This window comes from Burkholderia sp. BCC0044, from assembly GCF_902832955.1.
Lineage (GTDB): Bacteria > Pseudomonadota > Gammaproteobacteria > Burkholderiales > Burkholderiaceae > Burkholderia.
Window position 1 is genome coordinate 20,690 of record NZ_CADFDO010000001.1, and the last position, 18,516, is coordinate 39,205.

The following is an 18,516-nucleotide window of genomic DNA, read 5'->3' on the forward strand; positions in this document are numbered from 1 at the left end:
ATCCGTCCCAGGGCGGCAAGTCGGAATCCGGGCGGCGTGACGCGTCCGTACTGTCGCGGACGTGTTTTTATCGAGCGGCGGAGTCTAGCGTAAACGAGAATCATTGTCGTTTACGGGGGAAATTTGCCCACTATTTGAGATAACTGAGTGCCGTTCACTGGCGACGGCGCACGACCGCCGAGCGGGTGTCGCGACGAACATGCGATCATGCGAAGCCCGCATTCGTCGTAACAAACCGTGCGCACCGGTTGCGGTCTGCCGGGTCGGTCGTGCCGGTGCTGCCCGTGCGCATCGCCATCTTCAAAAGGAACACCACGCCATGTCGCTCTCCGCCTTGCTCGCCTTTGCGCTGATCCTGTCCGTCGGTGTCGCGACGCCCGGGCCGACGGTGTTGCTCGCGATGAGCAACGGTTCGCGCTACGGGTTGCGTCATGCGATGGTCGGCATGCTCGGCGCGGTCAGCGCCGACGTCGTGCTCGTCGCGCTGGTCGGGTTCGGCCTCGGCGTGCTGCTCGACGCGTCGGAAACGGCGTTCGTGACGCTGAAGCTGCTCGGCGCGGCGTGGCTCGCGTATGTCGGCATCCGGATGCTGATGTCGAACGGCGGGGCCGCGGCTGCGCAGCCACGCGTGCCCGCGACGCCCGATCGCCGGAGCGCCTTTCTGAAGAGCTTCTTCGTCGCGATGAGCAACCCGAAGTACTACCTGTTCATGTCCGCGCTGCTGCCGCAGTTCGTCGACCGGTCGCAGGCGATCGCGCCGCAATACGCGATTCTCGCGGCGACGATCGTCACGATCGACGCGATCGGGATGACCGGTTACGCGCTGCTCGGCGTGCATTCGGTCCGCGTATGGAAGGCGGCAGGGGAGAAGTGGCTGAACCGGGTCAGCGGATCGCTGCTGCTGATGCTCGCGGGGTACGTTGCGCTGTATCGGAAGGCTGCGCATTGACACGGTGATGGAGCGAGGAAGCAGTACGCCGAAGGCAGAGCGGCGATGAAGCCGGTCGAGCGCTTCGCGCTCGCAACGCATGACGGGCCGTATGAAGCGTGGCCGGCGCGCACGGCTGTGCTCGTGGATGGCCTGCGCTCCGGTCTTGCCGTTTCCGGTTACGCGCTGCTGCGCCAGTTCGAGACGCCGGCCGCGTATCTGCTCGTTACCGACTACGACTGCCCGTTCGAGGAAGCCGTCACGTTCACGCTCGTGTCGAAGGCGTTGCGGAAAGTGCTCGCGCAGCGCACGGTCGGTGCGATGTATGCGTCGTGTCATCTGGACGCGTTGACGTGGGCCGACGACCGGCATTTCAGCGCGACGTTCGTCGGTATCGACGGACGATGGGATTTCACGATCCGTGATCGGGCGGTGCCGTTGATTCGGCCTCGGCTCGGCATGCGTCGCGTACGGGAACGACACCGGGACGACGATCGAGGAGCAAGGGATGGGACCGACCCGGTTCGAAAGAATGTGAACCGTTGAGTCCAGTTGGGCGCTTGACAAAAAGGATTCTAAATCCTGTCAAAAAGCCGTCACCCATCCGACAAATTTGCTATGCTCGCCGAAAACCAGACGGGCGGCACTCCCAGGACGGACCAGCGGGCGTGATTGCTCGCCGAATAACGAAGTCAAACAAAATCCTGAGAGTCACGCTGTGAATACAGCCGAATTGCTACGCGCATTTGCGTCCGGGGTGGTCGATCAGAACAATCGGCCGGTGCGCATGAACTGGGGGCCCGCCCAGAAAACGCTCGAGCAGGTGCTTGCGCTTCAGTATGCCGATATCCGCGAAGGCTTGATGACGGGCATCGAGGGGCATCTGACCTGCGTGTCGGCACGGGCCGATCTTCCGATCCGCAGCTTCATCGGGCTGCCGGTCTCCGTCGAGATGACGACCGATCGCGGGCGTCTCCATACCATCAACGGCATCGTCACCGACGTTCGCACCGGACAATCGGACGGTTCACTGACCTGCTACCAGCTGACGATTCGCGACGTGCTGTCCGTGATGGAGCGGCGGACCAATTCGCGGTTGTTCCGGTCCAAGAGCCTGCCCGACATCCTGGGTGTGCTGCTTCGGGAATGGCGCCAGCGCAGCTCGGCACTGGCGGGCGCATTCGAGTTCGACTTGTCCGGTCTGCAAACCGAACGTTATCCGGCGCGTGAACTCACGCGGCAGGTCAACGAGTCGGACGCGCACTTCATCCGGCGGCTGTTGCGGCGGGACGGGGCGACCGTATTCGTCAAGGCGGGCAAGGCCGGCGAGCGGGCGAGCGGCAATGCGCACGACACGCCGGTTCATACACTCGTCTTTGCCGACGACCCGATGAAGTTGCCGGAGACGGCGGCCGGCACCATCCGCTACCATCGCGACGCCGCCACCGAAGAGCGTGACTCGATCACGCTGTGGGCGACGAGCCGCCGGTTGATCCCGGGCAAGATCGTCCGGCCGACCTGGGACTACAAGAGCGGCCGGATGTCCCAAACCGAGCAGGCGACGATCGTCGATCAGGGCGACGGCGGCAACGATCTCGGGCATTTGCTGGCCGACGTCGTCATCGATATCCCGCACGCCGGGGATTCGTCGTCCGATCTCGACCGGATCGGCAAGGACCGGATGCTGGCGCATGAACTGCGTGCCGAATCCGTCGACGGCGTGAGCAATGTGCGTGATCTGGCCGTCGGCCACTGGTTTGCGCTCGCAGAGCATCCGCAACTCGACACGTTGCCGGCCGAACAGCGACAGTTTGTCGTCACGTCGCTTCATCATTGTGTGCGGAACAACCTGCCGAAGGAGCTGAACGAGCGCGCACAATCGCTGTTCGCGGCAAGCCGCGTGCTGTTCAACGCGGTGCCGACCAACGTGAGCGGCAAGTCGGGCGACGAAAGCGACAGGCGCTACGAGAATACGTTCTCGTGCGTGCGGCGCGGCGTGCCCCTGACGCCGGCCTACGATCCCCACGTCGACCTGCCGCCCGTGCATCCGATGACGGCCGTCGTCGTCGGCCCCGAGGGCGAGGAGGTGTTCTGCGATGAAATGGGCCGCATCCGGGTGCGGATCCAGGGGCTGAGCGCGGACGATCATGCGCACGCACAGGGTGCCGGTACGAGCGGCACACCGTCCGACAGCGCGCCGGTGCGCGTCGCCTGCGCGCTCGCCGGGCCGAGTTTCGGCGCGAATACGTTGCCGCGCGTCGGCATGGAGGTGCTGATCGGTCATATCGGCGGGGATCCGGACCGGCTGGTCGTGATGGGCGTGCTGGCCAATGGGCCGAACATGCCGGCGACCTTCAGTCATACCGGCGCGCTGCCGGGCAACCGCTATCTTTCCGGCACGAAGACGAAGGAAATCAAGGGGCAGCGGTACAACCAGATCCGCTTCGACGATACGCCCGGGCAGATCAGCAGCCAGTTGGCGAGCGAGCATGCGTACAGTCAGCTGAACCTCGGCTATCTGACGCAGCCACGCGACAATGGGCAGGGGGCGGCACGCGGCGAAGGCGCCGAATTGCGCAGCGATGCGCACGTGGCGATTCGCAGTGGCAAGGCGATGCTGATTTCGGCCTGGGAACGGCTGCGCGCGAGTGACGGCCACCTCGCGCGGGACGAGTATCTGCAGTTGATGCAGGAATGCGTCGAGCTGTTCAAGAGTCTCGGCGACTATGCTGGCCAGCATCAGGGCGTGGCGCCGGATACGCAGCCGCACGATGCGCTCATGACCACGGTGAAAGGCTGGCCGAATGGCGAGGCATCTGGCGGCGGCGAATCGCCAGGCGTGTCGATGGCCGCGATCGGCATCACCGCGCCGGCCGGCATCAGCATGGCGACGCCGAAGACCGTGACGACCCATGCGGGCGGCAACGTCGATGTCGTCGCGCAGAACCATCTGCAGTACACGAGCGGGCAGCGGATCAACCTGCAGGCCGGGCATGGCGTGGCGATGTTCGCGCACAGCGAAGGCGTGTCGGCGATCGCCAACCAGGGGAAGGTGGCGCTGCAGAGCCAGAACGACGACACGCAGATCGATTCGGCGAAGAACATCCAGATGACGGCGGGCGGCGGCAAGCTCGCGGGCATGGCCAGCGAGCAGGTCGTATTCGTGACGTCGGGCGGCGCGTATCTGAAGCTGCATGGCGGTGATATCGAGCTCGGGTGTCCGGGGAGTTTTACCGTCAAGTCCGCGTCGCATACGTGGGCCGGGCCGGCGAGCATGAGCGCCGATTTTCCGAAGTTCGACCAAGGTTCGCTGGGGCGGGTGCCGAAGCTGGTCCGGGCCACTGACGGGCAGCCGGTCGAGGGCATGGAAGCCGAGGTGCGAAAGGCATCGGGCGAATTGATCAAGGGGAAGACCGACGCGCAAGGCAAGCTGGCGCCGGTCAGCAGCGATCAGTTCGAACAATTGGCGGTTCGCTTTTTCAAGTCGAGAACCTGAGCTGAGTCTTCAAGAAAAACAACATGTTCAACTACAACTTTGCGCAGAACCCGGGCGGGCAACCGTCGACGGACGACCCGTCGCAGACTTCGGTGGGCGGTGGACTGGGGACGACGCTGTTCAACCGCAACGACCTCGAGTGCGTGATGCAGATGCCGCTGCCGGGCGTCGTCATTTTCGTGCACGGGGTGAACTCGGAAGGGGAATGGTTCAAGGAAGCCGAGCAGGGGCTGTGTGCCGGATTGAACCGGCGCATGGGGCGTTATGACGATCAGCTGTTCCATTGGGGGCCGGTGGCCGGGCAGATGACACCGGTCAGCTATATCGAAAGCCTGACGCCAGACGGTTTCCTGAATCCGGACATGTCGTCGCGGACGTACATCAAGCCCGATCCGTCCTTTTCGCCTGTCATTCACTTTCGGTGGGGCTATGCCGCGAATGCGGTGGAGCTGAAGGAGTATGGCGACAAGATCATGCTCAACGAGAAGAATTACTGGGGCGGCGGCCCGTTCGCGGGCGGGTGTTCGAGTCTGCCGGATCTGTGGAACGACGGGTTGAACGATCGGCTTTTTCTGTGGCTGACCGTCCAGCACATGAATGGCATCGGCAATCGAAAGATCTACTCCACGCCACCGCGCACTTACGGCGTGCTTGGTGCTCTGAGGCTTGCACGCCTGGTCGAATCGATCCGCAAGCGACAGGCCGACGCGCCGATCACGATCGTATGCCATAGCCAGGGAAACATGATCGGCCTTGCCGCTGCATTCCTTGGAGACCGCTTGCCCGAGGTGACGGATCAATGGGGCAAGAAAGGGCGCTGCGTCGCCGATACCTATGTTCTCGCCAATCCCCCGTACAGTCTCGTCGAAGCCAACATGACCGACTCATGGGCCCAGCGCGGGGTGCGCGACAAGAACGGGCACGTGGGGCGCGAAACCTATGTCGCGCGCAAGGAAACGCTGAGGGCGTACTTCGATATCCTGCGTGCGCGGGCCGATCTCGAGATGCCCGCGGAGGATCTCGATCGGGCAATGGAAAACGCACGACCGTCGAAGAACGGCGGCAAACCGTATAGCGCAGCCAAGGACCGGGAGGCGCACGGGTTGCACCAGAAAAACACCTACGGGAGGGTGACGCTGTACTGTTGCCCGCACGATCAGGTCATTTCTGCCCTGACCGTTCAGGGAATCGGCTGGCGCGGGATGAGTGTCGACGAGATCAGTGCGACGAACGCGTGGGGTGTTTTCTCGCAACGCGTGTTCGCGTCGAATTTCGAGGTCGGCGGAGAGAACAAGCTCTATCGGTATTGGCAGGATGACTGGCGCAAGGACAAGAACCAGAAGGAAGGTTTCTGGTATCCGCCATCACCACCTGCGCGGTATGGTCTTGGACGAGGCATGCATTCCAATGAAGGGTGGATCGCGAAGTTTTTCACGATTGCAACGAGCCCGGCCTTCTATCTGTTCAATTTGACGAACATGCCGGTCAATGAGGATCCGCCAAAAGACTGGGAAATCCCGATTACGGCACCGATGCTCGATAAAGAAACGCGCTTCCTCCCGCAGGCGTTGCGCTACGGCAAACCATCGGGTGCTTGCGATGCGCAAGGGAAACCGATTGAGGAAGGGCGCTTCAACGAGAGCTACGATCCGCCGTCGGCTGGGCGTGACGCCAAGAAAGAGAACAAGCGCGATGACGATCCATATGACAACTTCGATGCGAAGTCGGAAAAGTTCAAGACTGAGGGTGATGCGCTGAAAGCGCAGGGGGATGCGGCGTCCGAGGCTGCGCAGCGGTATGAGGATCATTCGATTCTTCGCATGGAAGCGCGGAGATCCGGAAATCGTCGCTGGGTCGACAAGGGAGGAAATGTGGTCGGGGAGGACAATCCGGGGGCCGCGAGTGCTGACTATACCGAATGGCGGAACAAGGAGATATTTCAGATTCTGAACGGCGGGGACAAGAATAACCCCACCAACCATTCGACCATCATGACCAACAAGGACCATGCTGAAAAGGCGTTGGCTTATGATGTTGCAATTGGGCTTTGCTATCTGACCGAGATGGATTTTGAAGAAATCAGGATTCAGGCCGATTGGCGATTTGCCAATAGTTTGGGTGATGAGGGCCAAAATGGTAAGATGGCAGAATATATTATAACTGGAAAGTGTGAAAAATTATTTTTGCAAGATTGGGTCGTTAAGGATGATCATGCAAAAATGCCTTCCAAGATACACGACGAAAGAGATGGTGGATTTTTCCTGAAGCTTGGAGGCAATTTATGAGATCGGCCATCGCTACATGGCCGCGTCGAGCCGGAGTCGCCGGCGGTGCATTGCTTCTTGCGCTGGGTGTATCGGTTTTGATATTGGTTTCGTCTGATGACGGGACAGGAGCGTTGTTGAGCATGGGAACTCTGATGAAGCGGTTAGTCCTGGTTCCAGGACTTGTGGCAATCATGGTATTTGCATTTGCAACGGTGATTGCGGGGCCGCGAGCAGTTGCGGCTTCATTGAACGAGAAGGCGGCTCCAATTACCGGAGCCGGGGCGTCCAGACCATTCGTTGCTCAGGTCGTCGGGCTTGGCTGGATGAACCCGCTGCAGCGCAAGGATTACAGCACCGAGTGGCAGATATTATGGACACTCGGCCTAGTAAAGCCGAATGTCAACGATGACATGGTTCGGGTCAATCCTAAAAAATATTCAACATTGCAACCGATTTCTATCGTGGCCGATGGCCGCCGGGGGCGTGAATCATTTTCCGGATTCTATAAGAAATATATCAATGAGCTGCTGGTACTTTTCCGGACTCGATATTTCACGAATGAGGATTATTTTTACACGGTTAGCGCGGATAGCCAGAAGAAGTGGCGAGAATTGGCTGGCATGCATATCGAGCTGGCAATTCCCTCTGGTCGACTCGATCCTGGGCTGGCGTCGTCACATTTGCGAGATCAGATTGTTAACTTCTTCGAAATAGGAAATCCGTCCGCCAAAAACTTATGGAGCCACGACACACCGCCGGACGTGCACGTGACATCGGGGCAGGGGAATGCCGGCTTCACGTCGCTGAATGCGGCACTCGACTATCTGGCCGCCCACCCCGACAAAAGCGCGTGGGTGATGAACTGGGATGCACCGAGCTTCCCGCCGAACGACGAACAGATCAACGAGAACATGGTGGTGCTGTTTCTCGCCGGCCCCGACTTGAAGACCGAGCGTGAGCCGCTGGCCTGGATCGGCAAGGCTGCACGAAGCAACGTCAAGGATTTCGAGGCAAAGCAAGGCGCGAGCCGCGCGGTGCAGGCGTGGAAGTCGACGATCGATGCGGCGGCGAGTAATGCAGGCGTGCCGGTGTCGTCGGTGAATTACATCGTGCACGACGCGGGCAAGGGCAGCGATGCTGCATCGACGCGAATTGCCTCACTGTCGCAGACGCTGACGGAAGTACTGCCGGAATACGATTTCCGTACGCAGACCTTCAATACATCCGCACTACTCGGAGACATGGGCGCTGGCGCGGCGCTGACCGATGTGGCGCTGGCGATCGGACGAGCGAATCACCTCGGTGGAAATGTGCTCGTAGCCGGAACAACGGACACCGAGCATCCGACGGCAGTCGTCGTCGTCGCGCCTTCGAAGCTGACGCCGATCGACGCCGGCAAGGACTGGTTCCGCGCACGCGGCGAGAACAACGCGTACTTGCCGTGGTGGGGGCGCCGTCACGACGCGCGTCCGGCATCGCAAGGCTATTCGGAATAAGGAGCGCGCATGCGCGGAATCATTCGAGTCGGCGACGCAACGAGCCACGGCGGTCAGGTCGTGACCGGCAGCACAGTCAGCGAAGTGATGGGGCGGCCGGTCGCGCGGCTCGGTGATACGTGTGTTTGTCCGGTCGCGGGCCATCAGGCCTGCTTTATCGCCGAAGGCGATCCGCAGGTCATCGTCGACGGGAAACCGGCCGCATTCGATGGCCACAAAACGTCGTGTGGTGCGACGTTGATTTCGAGTCTCGCGTCGTCCGGACGGGAATGAATTACCGGACCGGCGTGCTCGATTGGCCGGTTCGATCGGGACTATTCCTGCACTGCTTCACACTTGCGAGACGCATCGGGTGCGTCTCGATCGTCATGGCAACACTCTTGTCGGGGCCGCCGTTGCGGACCGAGACGAGCGCCACATCGGCGCAATCTGTCGAAGGTGTGCCTGCTGTGCCGTTTGTTGCCCCGGCTGTCGGACTTGAATGGCTCAATCCGCTGCGGCGTCATGACTATCCGACCGAGTGGCAATTGCTGTGGACGCTTGGGTTAGTCAAACCGAACGCCAACGACGATATGGTCCGGACAGCTTTCCGAATCTCTATCCCGACTACGCGCCGCGCATCGAGCGGCATATCCGGCAACTGATGCCGCTGAAGCTCGCGACGGTCGCGACGATCGGCGACGGCGCGCTGGAGACGGCCGGCAACTTGGTTGAAGCCGTCGCCGCGACGACACGCGAATTCAACGAACTCGGCGCGGCCGACATGATGGCCGGGATGCTCGTGCAGGCGACGCGCAAGGCCGGCATGTTCGAACGCTGGTTCGGTGCGGCGTCCAGCGACGTCGACTACCGCGCGGCGTTCGGCGCGCTGAAGCAGTCGCTCGGATTTTTCCCGCGCCGTACCGAGGAGCTCGCCGCGAAGGTCCGCCATGCGGAGGAGAACCTCGTGGTCGTGCTCGCGGCGTTGAGCGCGGTGTCGGACGTCGTGCGGGCGCCGGACGATGCAGGCATAGAGCGCACGTTGTTCGACCGCCGCAACATCGTCGGGCAGGCTGTCCAGCAGATCCGGATGCAGCCGGCGCAACTGCGCGGGCTCGACGAGCGCGTGACCGACCTGCTGTCGCGTGCCGATCACCTGATGAACGTCGTGCTGCCGGCGGCGCTGGCCGCGGCCGCAACGCTGAGCGAACGATCCGCCTGCACGTGCTTCGGCGCGCGCGGGCTCGTGTCGGGCCATACGGTTTAGCGTGCGCGGCCGCGAGTCTGCTATCTTCCCGGGCATCTCATCGCTTTCCCCCGATTCTCCATGACCGACCGCATCGTCGCCGCCTTCGATTTCGACGGCACCATCACGACTACCGACAGCTTTCGCCATTTCGTCCGCCAGGCGGTCGGCACGCCGCGTTTCGCATGGGCCGGGCTGCGCGCGCTGCCGTGGATCGTCGCGATGAAGGCCGGGCTGCTGTCGCGCGGCGACGCGAAGGCGAAGTTCGCGTCGTTCGCGTTCGGGCCGATTCGCGAAGACGCGCTGGATGCGCACGCGCGCAGGTTCGTCGACGGCTATCTGCCGAGGCTCGTGCGTCCCGAAATGCTCGAGCGTATTCGCGAGCATCGCGCGCGCGGGCATGAAGTCGTGCTGGTCAGCGCGTCGCCGTCGCTGTATCTGGAGAAGTGGGCGAAGACGGCCGGCTTCGACGCGGTGCTCGCGACGCGGCTCGCGTTCGAGCGCGGCGTTTTCGCCGGGCGGCTCGACGGCGAGAACTGCTGGGGGCCGCAGAAGGTCGTGCGGCTGCGCGGATGGTGGGGCAACCGGCCGCCGAAGCAGTTGTTCGCGTACGGCGACAGCCGCGGCGACAAAGAAATGGCCGAACTCGCGAACTGGTCGTGGATCCGCGGGCAGGGGCCGATGCCGCCGATCGGCGATTGACGAAGCGCTGATGCGGCGCGCCGCCGCCGTTACGCGTCGGCCGGCGCGTTGCGCGTGCCGTGCGGCGGACGATAGCCGCCCCAGCGATTCGCACGCGCGAACGTGCCGACGTCGTTGAAGCGCACGCCGACTTCGCGCAGCGCCGCATGCGCACGGCGCACGGTCAGTTGGCGGATGTAGAACGGATCGCGCACCACGAAGTGATGGATCGCGTGCGTGCTGCCGAAATTGAAGCAGAACAACTGGAACGGCAGCATCCACCACGGGTTCAGCACCTGCGTCTGCTGGATCACGTTGCGCGAATCGATGTCGCCGAAATAGTGCATGTTCGAGCTGACGAAGTTGATGCAGAAGCTGCGCAAGAAGTTCGGCCCGAGCCACACGACGGCGAGGAAATCGACGACGCGCATCCCGCGCTCGACGATCGCCGGCACGCTCGGCGCATGGCCGAACGCATGCAGCGCGAACAGGCCGACGTGATAGACGATGAACGCATGCCACAGCGTGTAGTACAGGTGACCGATCGGCATGTACGACGACACCTGCTCGACACGCAACTGCAGGCGCTCGGACGGATCCTGCACCGGCTGCGCGGCCACGTACTGCTTCACCTTGCGACGCATCGCGGCCGGCCGCAGCACGACGGCGAGCATGCCGTCCGCGATCATCAGCAGACGCTTCACGCCCCAGCGCTCGCCGTTGGTGATGCCGTATTCCTCGAGATCCGATTCGCCGCCCGACACCTTGTGATGATGCAGATGCATGCGTCGGCGCGTCCACGGGTTGATCGTGCCGGGCCGCGTGAGCCAGCACAGCGCCATCATCAGGTGATACGCCCACGGCGTCTTCTTGAAATACATCAGGTGGATCAGGTCGTGCTCGAGCTCGTGGATCAGCGACGTGACGAACGCGGCGAGCGGCAGCGCGACGTACCACGCGAGCGCGCCGCGCGCATACAGCCACGCGATCGCGAGCATCGCGCTCACCGACACGGCCATCACGGTTCCTCCGACGAGGTTCTGGCGGTCGAGCAGCGGAAAGCGCGCGCGGATCGCGTCGCTCGCGGCGTTGACCTCGCGGCGGACGTACGCGACCTTGTCTGCGTCGTGGCGAAAGGCGGTTCGTGCAGGTTGGCTCATCGAGCGGAGTCCAGGCGGAAAGAGTAGGGCGCAATGCCGATGTGACAAGCATAGGCGCGTGCCCGAACGCAGGCGAGGGCCGTCGGTGCCAATGATGGTGTCATTTCGGGCCACGTTGGCCCGCGGGCGGGTGCCCCCGCGGATGTCGGCCCGCTAGAGTGCCGCCGTGGTGTCATTGCGGGCCAGCGACGCTACAATCCGCCGAAACCGCTCGGGAGTTCGCCGCATGGCCTTGTCCGTTCCGGATGCCGCGCGCCAGTTGAACAAGGCGACGGTGTCGTCCGCGTATGCGCTGTTCATGCTGATGCTGGCCGAGGAGCGCGGCATCGACGGCGGCCGCATTCTTGCCGGCTCGGGCGTCGAGCGCGACCGGCTCGCGCAGCCCGATGCGCGCATCACGCCGTTGCAGCAGGCGGCGATCGTGTTCAACCTGCTCGACGCGACCGGCGATCCGTCGATCGCGATCGAGATCGGCCTGCGCAGCAGCCTGACGAAAGCGGGGCTGATCGGCTTCGGGCTGATGAGCTGCGCGACGCTCGGCGAGGCGATCGCGCTCGGCATCCGTTACCTGCCGACGCGCGTGCCGTTTTTCTCGGTGCGGCTCGCGCAGCTCGACGGCATCGTCGACATCGACGTGCTCGAAGCGTTTCCGCTCGGCCGGCTGCGCCAGTTCGCGGTGGAAAACTTTCTGGTCGAAACCGCGATCCTGTTCAATTCGCTGCTGTATCCGACGCCGGGGCGCACGCTGCAGTCGCGTGCCGAACTCCATTTCGAATGGCCCGAGCCGCCGTGGTTCGAGCGTTATCGCGCGCGGCTGCCGCGCTGCCATTTCGACGCGAGCGCGAACCGCATCCGCTGCGACGCCGCGCTGCTCGACGAGCCGATCGGCACCGCGAACGCGCAGACCGCGCAGATGATCGTCCAGCAGTGCGAGGCGGAACTCGCGCGGCTCGGCTATGCGGAGAGCATCGTCGAGCGCGTGCGCAACCTGCTGATCTGCGGTGAGAGCGGCTATCCGTCGGTCGACGACGTCGCGCGCGAGCTGCATGTGTCGGCGCGCACGCTCAAGCGCAAGCTCGCCGAATACGGCGCGACCTATTCGGCGCTGCTCGACGAGATCCGGCTGCGCGACGCGCTGCGGTTGCTCGAAGGCACGCGGTTGCCGGTCGACGAGATCGCGGCGCGTGTCGGGTATACGGATCGCGCCAATTTCACGCGCGCGTTCAAGCGCTGGACGGGCGTTGCGCCGAGCGAGCGGCGCTGAACGTTGTTGAGCGCCGCACCCGCATCGGCGTGCCGGTTCCCGCGCAGGCGCGGAAGCTTCTTCAAACCCTCAAACCTTCAGCCCGTCAGACGATCTCGATCCAGTTCGCACCGCGTCCGCCCGGCACGCGCGTGTGCAGTGACAGCGCGCCGTCGTCCGGCGCGATCGCATACACGGCCACATGCTCCGACTGTTCGCCGCAGGCGACGAGCCAGCGTCCCGACGGATCGATCGCGAACCCGCGCGGCTGGGTTTCGGTGGGTGTCGCGTGGGTGGGCTCGAACGTGCCGTCCTGGTTGCGGCGATAGCCGAGCAACCGGCTCGACGTGCGCTCGCTGACGTACGCGAAGCGCTCGTCGGGCGTCAGGTGCAGATCGGCGGCCCACACCGACGGTTCGGCGGGCGCGGGCGGCCGCGCATGGCCTTGCGCGAGTTCGGCGACGGCCGGGTGGCGCGCGCTCACGTGTGCATCGCCGAGCCTGCCGGTGTCGATGTCGCGGGCGAAGGTCGCGAGCGTTCCCTGGAATTCGCTGACGACGACGAGCGTGCGGCCGTCATCCGCGAACCGCAGGTGACGCGGGCCGAAGCCGGCCGGCACGCGCGTTTCGCCGTGTTCGACCGCGCGCAGGCCGGCGGCGTCCTCGACGAGCGCGAAGCCGAACACGCGGTCCGAGCCGAGCGAGCTGACGTACGCGAAACGGTTGTCCGGCGACACGATTACCGCGTGCGCGTTCGCGATGCCGCCCGCGACTTGCAGCGGCGTGCCGTCGCCGTCGCGCACGCGCGCGGCGTCGTAGAGGCTCAGCGAACTTCCGCCGTACGACGCGCCGAGCAGCCAGCGGCCGCTGCGATCGAGCGACAGGTATGCATGGCTCGCGTCGATCGCGGTCGTGCCGATACGCACGAGCGCGCCCGTGGCGGCGACGCGGAACGCGACGATCGTCGGCTGCTCGCCGCGCGTCGCGACGTAGAGCCGCGCGCGATCGGCCTGCACGGCGATCGGCATCGCGACGTCGGCGGCCGGATAGCGGGCGAGCGGCGCGAGCGTGCCGTCGCCGGCGAGGGAGAAGGTGGCGAGGTCGCCGTCGACGGCATTCGAGACGACGACGGTCAGGCGGTCAGTGTTCGGCATGGCGGAGCATCGAGGCGTGCGTGAGGGATTCGTCGGCCGGCCGGCCGCGCGGCGGATCGCTGCGCCGGTGCGTGCGCGCGAACAGCGCGGCGACCGCGGCGACGAGCGAAGCGATTGCGAGCGCATACAGGCCGCCCGTGATCGAACCCGTATGTTGCTTCAAATAGCCGAAGGCCGTCGGCGCGACGAAGCCGCCGAGGTTGCCGATCGAGTTGATCAGCGCGATCACGGCCGCGGCCACACGCGTGTCGAGATAGCCCTGCGGGATCGGCCAGAACAGCGACGATGCGGCCTTGAAGCCGAGCGCGGCGAAGCAGATCGACGCGAACGACCACACCGGATCGTGCGACGTCGACGCGAACAGCCCGCACGCGGCGAGCACGAGCGCGCACGCGAGCCAGCGCTGCGGATGCTTCCACTTCGACGACAGCACCGCGAAGCCGTACATCGCGCCGATCGCGATCATCCACGGAATCGTGTTGTACAGGCCGACCTGGAAATCGGTGAGGCCGCCCATCTTGCGGATGATGGTGGGCAGCCAGAACGTGGCCGCGTAGATCGTCAGCTGGATCGAGAAGTACAGGAAGCAGAACAGCATGATCTGCGGATCGCGCAGCAGCGTGGTCGCGCGCACCGGCACGTTCGATCGGACGTCGCGCGTCGCGCGCTCGTCGTCGAGCGCATTCTGCAGCGCCGTGCGTTCTTCGGCGGTGAGCCACGTCGCGTCGCGGATATGCGATTTCAGCAGCAGCCAGCTCGCGCCGCACAGCGCGACCGAGAACAGCCCTTCGATCAGGAACATCCACTGCCAGCCCGCGAGGCCGAAGCCGCGGATCGACAGCAGCGCGCCGGTGACGGGCCCGGACAGCACCGACGCGAACGCGGAGCCGCCGAGGAAGATCGCCATCGCCTTGCCGCGTTCCTGCGGCGGCAGCCACTGCGACAGGTACAGCACGACGCCGGGGAAGAAGCCGGCCTCCGCCGCGCCGAGCAGGAAGCGCAGCGCATAGAACGACGTGTCGTTCCACACGAACGCCATCGCGGCCGCGACGATGCCCCACGTCGCCATGATCCGCGCGAGCCAGATGCGCGCGCCGTAGCGTTGCATCAGCAGGTTCGACGGCACTTCGAACAGCGCATAGCCGACGAAGAACAGCCCGGCGCCGAGCCCGTACGCGGCTGCGCCGATGCCGATCGACGCTTCGAGATGGCGATCGACGAAGCCGACGTTCACGCGGTCGATGTAGTTCGCGATGAACATGATCAGCACGAGCGGCAGCACGTGCCACTTCACTTTCGAGACGGCGGACGCGAGCGGGTCGCGGCCGGGCAGGGCGGACGAGGGCGGGTTCAAGGGTGTCTCCGGTCGGGCGGCGGACGGGGCGGCAGCCTGCGTCGGCGTCTGGGTGGCGGTCTATGTAGTATGTCGTCGTATGACATGGTACGCCGGTGTGTCGGTGATGACGTCGCGGGTTTACCCGAGAATTGTTCAAAATTTGGGGAGACTTGCATGATCGTCTCGTCGTTCTGTCATGTCAGATGACGTATGACATGAAGTGAGGTCATGCCGGCCGCGGGCACGGGGTACCCCGCCATCGACACGGCGCCGTCGAGCAGCGTCTTCACGAGCACGGCTTGCCGTGTCGCGCCCGTTTTCGCGAAGATGCCGTGCAGGTGCGCACCTGAGGGGCGCTTCGGGATGCCGGTCGAGGCCGCTGCTTCGTCGAGCGTCGGCCCGTCGAACCCCGCGGCAGCGCGATTCCGGTCTCCGTCGGCATGAGCCGGAACAGGCCGTCGCGCGCTTCGGCGCGGATCGACGCGCTCGCGAACAGCGCCTTCGGGCACGATATACGTGGCTGGAGGGAGCGGGTGGAGGCCGCGCCGATCTCGACGATTGGCGCGCGGTGTTCGAGACCGACGTGTTCGGCACGATGGCGCGCGTGCGGCGCGGCGCCCCGCATGCGACCATGCGAACGCGGCGACGGGCACGCCGCTCGCCGCTCGCCGCTCGACACGAACGGCGACGATTTCATGCCTTGACGATGGAGCAACGGATCATGCAGGACAACCAGTACGCGCGGCACGTCTTCGCGTTCAACGGCGACGCGGACGGCCTGTGCGCCCTTCAACAACTGCGGCTCGCGGAACGCGTGCACGGCACGCTCGTGACTGGCGTGAAGCGCGACATCAGGTTGCTCGAGCGCATCGACTCGGGCGCGGGCGACATCGTCACCGTGCTCGACGTGTCGCACGACCAGAACCGCGACGCGTGCGCGCGGCTGCTGCGCGACGGCGCGACGGTCCGTTACTTCGACCATCACTTTGCCGGCGAGCTGCCCGACCATCCGCGCTTCGACGCGCATATCGACATGGCGGCCGACGTCTGCACGAGCGCGATCGTGAACCGCCATCTCGGTGGCCGGTACGTGCGCTGGGCGATCGTCGCGGCATTCGGCGACGAGCTGCCGGCGCTCGGCGATGCGCTGGCGCGCGAGCACGGCATCGACGAAGCCGAGCGGTGCGTGCTCGCCGAACTCGGCCGCTATCTGAACTACAACGCGTACGGCGAATGCGTCGGCGATCTGCACTTCGATCCGGCGGCGCTCGCGGACGCGATGCTGCCGTGCGTCGATCCGCTCGATTTCGTGCGCGAGACGGCCGTGTTCGCCGCGTTGCGCGACGGCTACCGCGACGACATGGCGCATGCGTGCGCGCTCGCGCCGCTGCGCGAGGTGCCGGGCGCGACGCTGCTCCGGATGCCCGATCAGCCGTGGGCGCGGCGCGCGACGGGCATGCTCGCGAACGAGCGGATGCGCGACGCGCCGCATGCGGCGCTCGCGGTGCTGTCGCCGCGCGCGGGCGGCGGGCTGGTCGTTAGCGTACGCGTGCCCGACGGCCGGCCGATCGGCGCGGACGAGTTCTGCCGCGGCTTCGCGACCGGCGGCGGGCGCAAGTGCGCCGGCGGCATCAACCACCTGCCGGAAGCCGAGTTCGATGCGTTTGCCGAGCGCTTCGAGGCTGCGTTCCGGCTCGATTGACGCGATGCATCGTTGACCGGATCAGCCGCGCGCATTGGCGGGCACGGTCGGGCCGTCGGGCCACCGCAGCGCGACTCGATGCGTTCGGCGTTGTGTCGGCCGTGCGCGGTGTGCATGAACCGGTCGACGCGCAACACAGTCAGAGAAACATTCCGTGCGTGCGTCCGGTCGTTCGGCAGCGCGACTTCCATCGGATTGAAGCGGATTGAAGCGCACCGTACGGTCGCACACGGTGTCTCCATGGCGTGCTGACCGTGACGGCCGGCGTCGACACCGTGCAGCGCAGCCGCGACAATACGCGTCTCCTTCTGCTTTCGCCATCGAGGTGCCTGCCCGTGTCCGCCCCGCCGTCCGTTGCTCCCGCGATCGTCTGGTTCCGTGACGATCTGCGCGTGACCGATCAGCCCGCGCTGACGCGCGCGGTCGAATCCGGCCGGCCGCTCGTCTGCGTGTTCGTCGACGATACGGGCGCCGGCGCCGGGCCCGCGCTCGGCGGCGCGGCGCGCTGGTGGCTGCACGGGTCGCTGGCCGGGCTCGACGCGGCGCTCGCGCGTCACGGCGGGCGCCTGCTGCTGCTGCGCGGCGACGCACAGCGCGAGATCGAGCGTGTCGTCGGCGACACGGGCGCGGCGGCCGTGTACTGGAATCGCCGCTATGCGCAGCCGCAGCGCGACGCCGACGCGGCGCTGAAGGCATCGCTCAAGGCGCGCGGCGTGACGGTCGAGAGCAGCAACGGCAGCCTGCTGAACGAGCCGTGGGAGGTGCTGACGGGCAGCGGCGGCCCGTACCAGGTCTTCACCGCGTACTGGCGCGCGGCGCGCCGCGACCGCATGGTGGCCGCGCCGCTGCCGGCGCCCGAGCGGATCGCGTTTCATCCATGGCCGCAAGCCGTGCGCGACCGCGCGCTGGCGCTCGACGCACTCGCGTTGCGTCCGCAAGCGCCGGACTGGGCCGGCGGCCTGCGCGATGCGTGGCCGGCGCCGGACGAAGCCGGCGCGCTCGCGCAGCTCGACACGTTTCTGACGACCTCGCTCGCCGGCTATGCGGATGCGCGCGACCGTCCCGACCGCCGTGCAACGAGCCGGCTGTCGCCGTTCCTGCGCTTCGGCAACGTGTCGCCGCGACAGGTGTGGCATGCGGTGCAGGGCGCCGCGAACGCAGGCGGCGCGGCGTACGCGGCGCACGCCGACAAGTTTCTGAGCGAGCTCGGCTGGCGCGAATTCAGCTACACGCTGCTGTACCACTTCCCGGCGCTCGCGACCGACAACATCCGCGCGCAATTCGACGCGATGCCGTGGCGCGACGATCCCGCCGCGTTACGTGCGTGGCAGCGCGGCCGGACCGGCTATCCGCTCGTCGACGCGGGCCTGCGCGAGCTGTGGACGACCGGCTGGATGCACAACCGCGTGCGGATGGTCGTCGCGTCGTTCCTGATCAAGCATCTGCTGATCGACTGGCGCGCGGGCGAAGCGTGGTTCCGCGACACGCTCGTCGACGCCGATCCCGCGAACAACGCGGCGAGCTGGCAATGGGTGGCCGGCTGCGGCGCCGACGCCGCGCCGTATTTCCGCATCTTCAATCCGGTCGCGCAGGGGCAGAAGTTCGATCCGGACGGCGCGTACGTGCGGCGCTGGATGCCCGAGCTTGCCGGCCTCGACGACGCGGCGATCCATGCACCGTGGGAAGCGTCGCCGCTGGCGCTCGAAGCGGCTGGGGTGCGACTGGGCGTCGACTACCCGCCGCCGCTCGTCGAGCATGCGGCCGCGCGCGCCCGTGCGCTCGATGCGCTGGCCGCGTTGCCGAAGCGCCGCTGACCGCACGCGCCGGTT

Annotated in this window: 14 protein-coding genes and 2 pseudogenes; 12 read left to right on the plus strand and 4 right to left on the minus strand. The window is 65.5% G+C overall.

Annotation, left to right across the window (positions count from 1 at the left end):
- Positions 1–319: 319 nt before the first annotated feature.
- The 9 genes and pseudogenes from HWX14_RS00070 to HWX14_RS00110 all read left to right on the plus strand — a co-directional run bounded on the left by HWX14_RS00070 (position 320) and on the right by HWX14_RS00110 (position 10,114).
- Positions 320–949: a LysE family translocator gene (locus HWX14_RS00070; RefSeq protein WP_175881063.1), complete on the plus strand. Its 630-nt coding sequence runs from the start codon at positions 320–322 to the stop codon at positions 947–949.
- A 45-nt stretch (positions 950–994) separates the two neighbouring features.
- On the plus strand, positions 995–1,474 hold the full coding sequence (locus tag HWX14_RS00075) for a hypothetical protein (protein ID WP_244130150.1): 480 nt from the start codon (positions 995–997) through the stop codon (positions 1,472–1,474).
- Positions 1,475–1,646: 172 nt separating this feature from the next.
- Positions 1,647–4,424: a type VI secretion system tip protein VgrG gene (locus HWX14_RS00080; RefSeq protein WP_175881064.1), complete on the plus strand. Its 2,778-nt coding sequence runs from the start codon at positions 1,647–1,649 to the stop codon at positions 4,422–4,424.
- 23 nt (positions 4,425–4,447) lie between these two features.
- The gene (locus HWX14_RS00085) at positions 4,448–6,709 is read left to right on the plus strand and encodes a hypothetical protein (protein WP_175881065.1); all 2,262 of its coding nucleotides are present in this window, start codon (positions 4,448–4,450) and stop codon (positions 6,707–6,709) included.
- 122 nt (positions 6,710–6,831) lie between these two features.
- On the plus strand, positions 6,832–8,187 hold the full coding sequence (locus HWX14_RS00090) for a virulence factor (RefSeq protein ID WP_244130151.1): 1,356 nt from the start codon (positions 6,832–6,834) through the stop codon (positions 8,185–8,187).
- 9 nt (positions 8,188–8,196) lie between these two features.
- On the plus strand, positions 8,197–8,460 hold the full coding sequence (locus tag HWX14_RS00095) for a PAAR domain-containing protein (RefSeq protein ID WP_175881067.1): 264 nt from the start codon (positions 8,197–8,199) through the stop codon (positions 8,458–8,460).
- A gap of 95 nt (positions 8,461–8,555) precedes the next feature.
- Positions 8,556–8,771: pseudogene (locus HWX14_RS00100) on the plus strand (virulence factor); the annotation flags it as partial.
- Between the two features lie 59 nt (positions 8,772–8,830).
- Entirely contained in the window at positions 8,831–9,433 is a 603-nt protein-coding gene (locus tag HWX14_RS00105; RefSeq protein ID WP_244130152.1) for a hypothetical protein, read from the plus strand.
- 60 nt (positions 9,434–9,493) lie between these two features.
- Positions 9,494–10,114 (plus strand): HAD family hydrolase, encoded by a 621-nt coding sequence (locus tag HWX14_RS00110; RefSeq protein ID WP_175881068.1) that lies wholly within the window; start codon positions 9,494–9,496, stop codon positions 10,112–10,114.
- Positions 10,115–10,143: 29 nt separating this feature from the next.
- Here the strand turns inward: HWX14_RS00110 and HWX14_RS00115 are convergent, their stop codons facing one another.
- Positions 10,144–11,253 (minus strand): fatty acid desaturase, encoded by a 1,110-nt coding sequence (locus tag HWX14_RS00115; protein WP_175881069.1) that lies wholly within the window; start codon positions 11,251–11,253, stop codon positions 10,144–10,146.
- A 226-nt stretch (positions 11,254–11,479) separates the two neighbouring features.
- On the opposite strand from HWX14_RS00115, the gene HWX14_RS00120 reads away from it, so the two are divergent.
- Positions 11,480–12,517: an AraC family transcriptional regulator gene (locus HWX14_RS00120; protein ID WP_175881070.1), complete on the plus strand. Its 1,038-nt coding sequence runs from the start codon at positions 11,480–11,482 to the stop codon at positions 12,515–12,517.
- A gap of 85 nt (positions 12,518–12,602) precedes the next feature.
- On the opposite strand, the gene HWX14_RS00125 is transcribed toward HWX14_RS00120, so the two are convergent.
- From HWX14_RS00125 to HWX14_RS00135, 3 genes and pseudogenes are all read right to left on the minus strand, one after another.
- The gene (locus HWX14_RS00125; protein WP_175881071.1) at positions 12,603–13,649 is read right to left on the minus strand and encodes a beta-propeller fold lactonase family protein; all 1,047 of its coding nucleotides are present in this window, start codon (positions 13,647–13,649) and stop codon (positions 12,603–12,605) included.
- Complete coding sequence (locus tag HWX14_RS00130) at positions 13,636–15,003, minus strand: MFS transporter (protein ID WP_175881072.1); 1,368 nt, start codon at positions 15,001–15,003, stop codon at positions 13,636–13,638. The genes HWX14_RS00125 and HWX14_RS00130 overlap by 14 nt, the downstream gene beginning before the upstream one ends.
- 236 nt (positions 15,004–15,239) lie before the next feature.
- Positions 15,240–15,439, minus strand: a pseudogene (locus HWX14_RS00135) (helix-turn-helix transcriptional regulator); the annotation flags it as partial.
- 267 nt (positions 15,440–15,706) lie between these two features.
- Between HWX14_RS00135 and HWX14_RS00140 the strand changes: the two are divergent.
- Together HWX14_RS00140 and HWX14_RS00145 are read left to right on the plus strand one after the other, a co-directional pair.
- Entirely contained in the window at positions 15,707–16,687 is a 981-nt protein-coding gene (locus HWX14_RS00140) for an acetyltransferase (RefSeq protein ID WP_175882323.1), read from the plus strand.
- 335 nt (positions 16,688–17,022) lie between these two features.
- The gene (locus HWX14_RS00145; RefSeq protein WP_175881073.1) at positions 17,023–18,501 is read left to right on the plus strand and encodes a deoxyribodipyrimidine photo-lyase; all 1,479 of its coding nucleotides are present in this window, start codon (positions 17,023–17,025) and stop codon (positions 18,499–18,501) included.
- The last annotated feature ends 15 nt before the right edge of the window (positions 18,502–18,516 follow it).

Bases quoted from the DNA above. Each gene is read 5' to 3' on its own strand.
- HWX14_RS00125 (WP_175881071.1), bottom strand. From the start codon at position 13,649: ATGCCGAACACTGACCGCCTGACCGTCGTCGTCTCGAATGCCGTCGAC.
- HWX14_RS00105 (WP_244130152.1), top strand. From the start codon at position 8,831: ATGCCGCTGAAGCTCGCGACGGTCGCGACGATCGGCGACGGCGCGCTG.
- HWX14_RS00095 (WP_175881067.1), top strand. From the start codon at position 8,197: ATGCGCGGAATCATTCGAGTCGGCGACGCAACGAGCCACGGCGGTCAG.
- HWX14_RS00110 (WP_175881068.1), top strand. From the start codon at position 9,494: ATGACCGACCGCATCGTCGCCGCCTTCGATTTCGACGGCACCATCACG.
- HWX14_RS00070 (WP_175881063.1), top strand. From the start codon at position 320: ATGTCGCTCTCCGCCTTGCTCGCCTTTGCGCTGATCCTGTCCGTCGGT.
- HWX14_RS00075 (WP_244130150.1), top strand. From the start codon at position 995: ATGAAGCCGGTCGAGCGCTTCGCGCTCGCAACGCATGACGGGCCGTAT.
- HWX14_RS00140 (WP_175882323.1), top strand. From the start codon at position 15,707: ATGCAGGACAACCAGTACGCGCGGCACGTCTTCGCGTTCAACGGCGAC.
- HWX14_RS00115 (WP_175881069.1), bottom strand. From the start codon at position 11,253: ATGAGCCAACCTGCACGAACCGCCTTTCGCCACGACGCAGACAAGGTC.
- HWX14_RS00090 (WP_244130151.1), top strand. From the start codon at position 6,832: ATGGGAACTCTGATGAAGCGGTTAGTCCTGGTTCCAGGACTTGTGGCA.
- HWX14_RS00085 (WP_175881065.1), top strand. From the start codon at position 4,448: ATGTTCAACTACAACTTTGCGCAGAACCCGGGCGGGCAACCGTCGACG.
- HWX14_RS00120 (WP_175881070.1), top strand. From the start codon at position 11,480: ATGGCCTTGTCCGTTCCGGATGCCGCGCGCCAGTTGAACAAGGCGACG.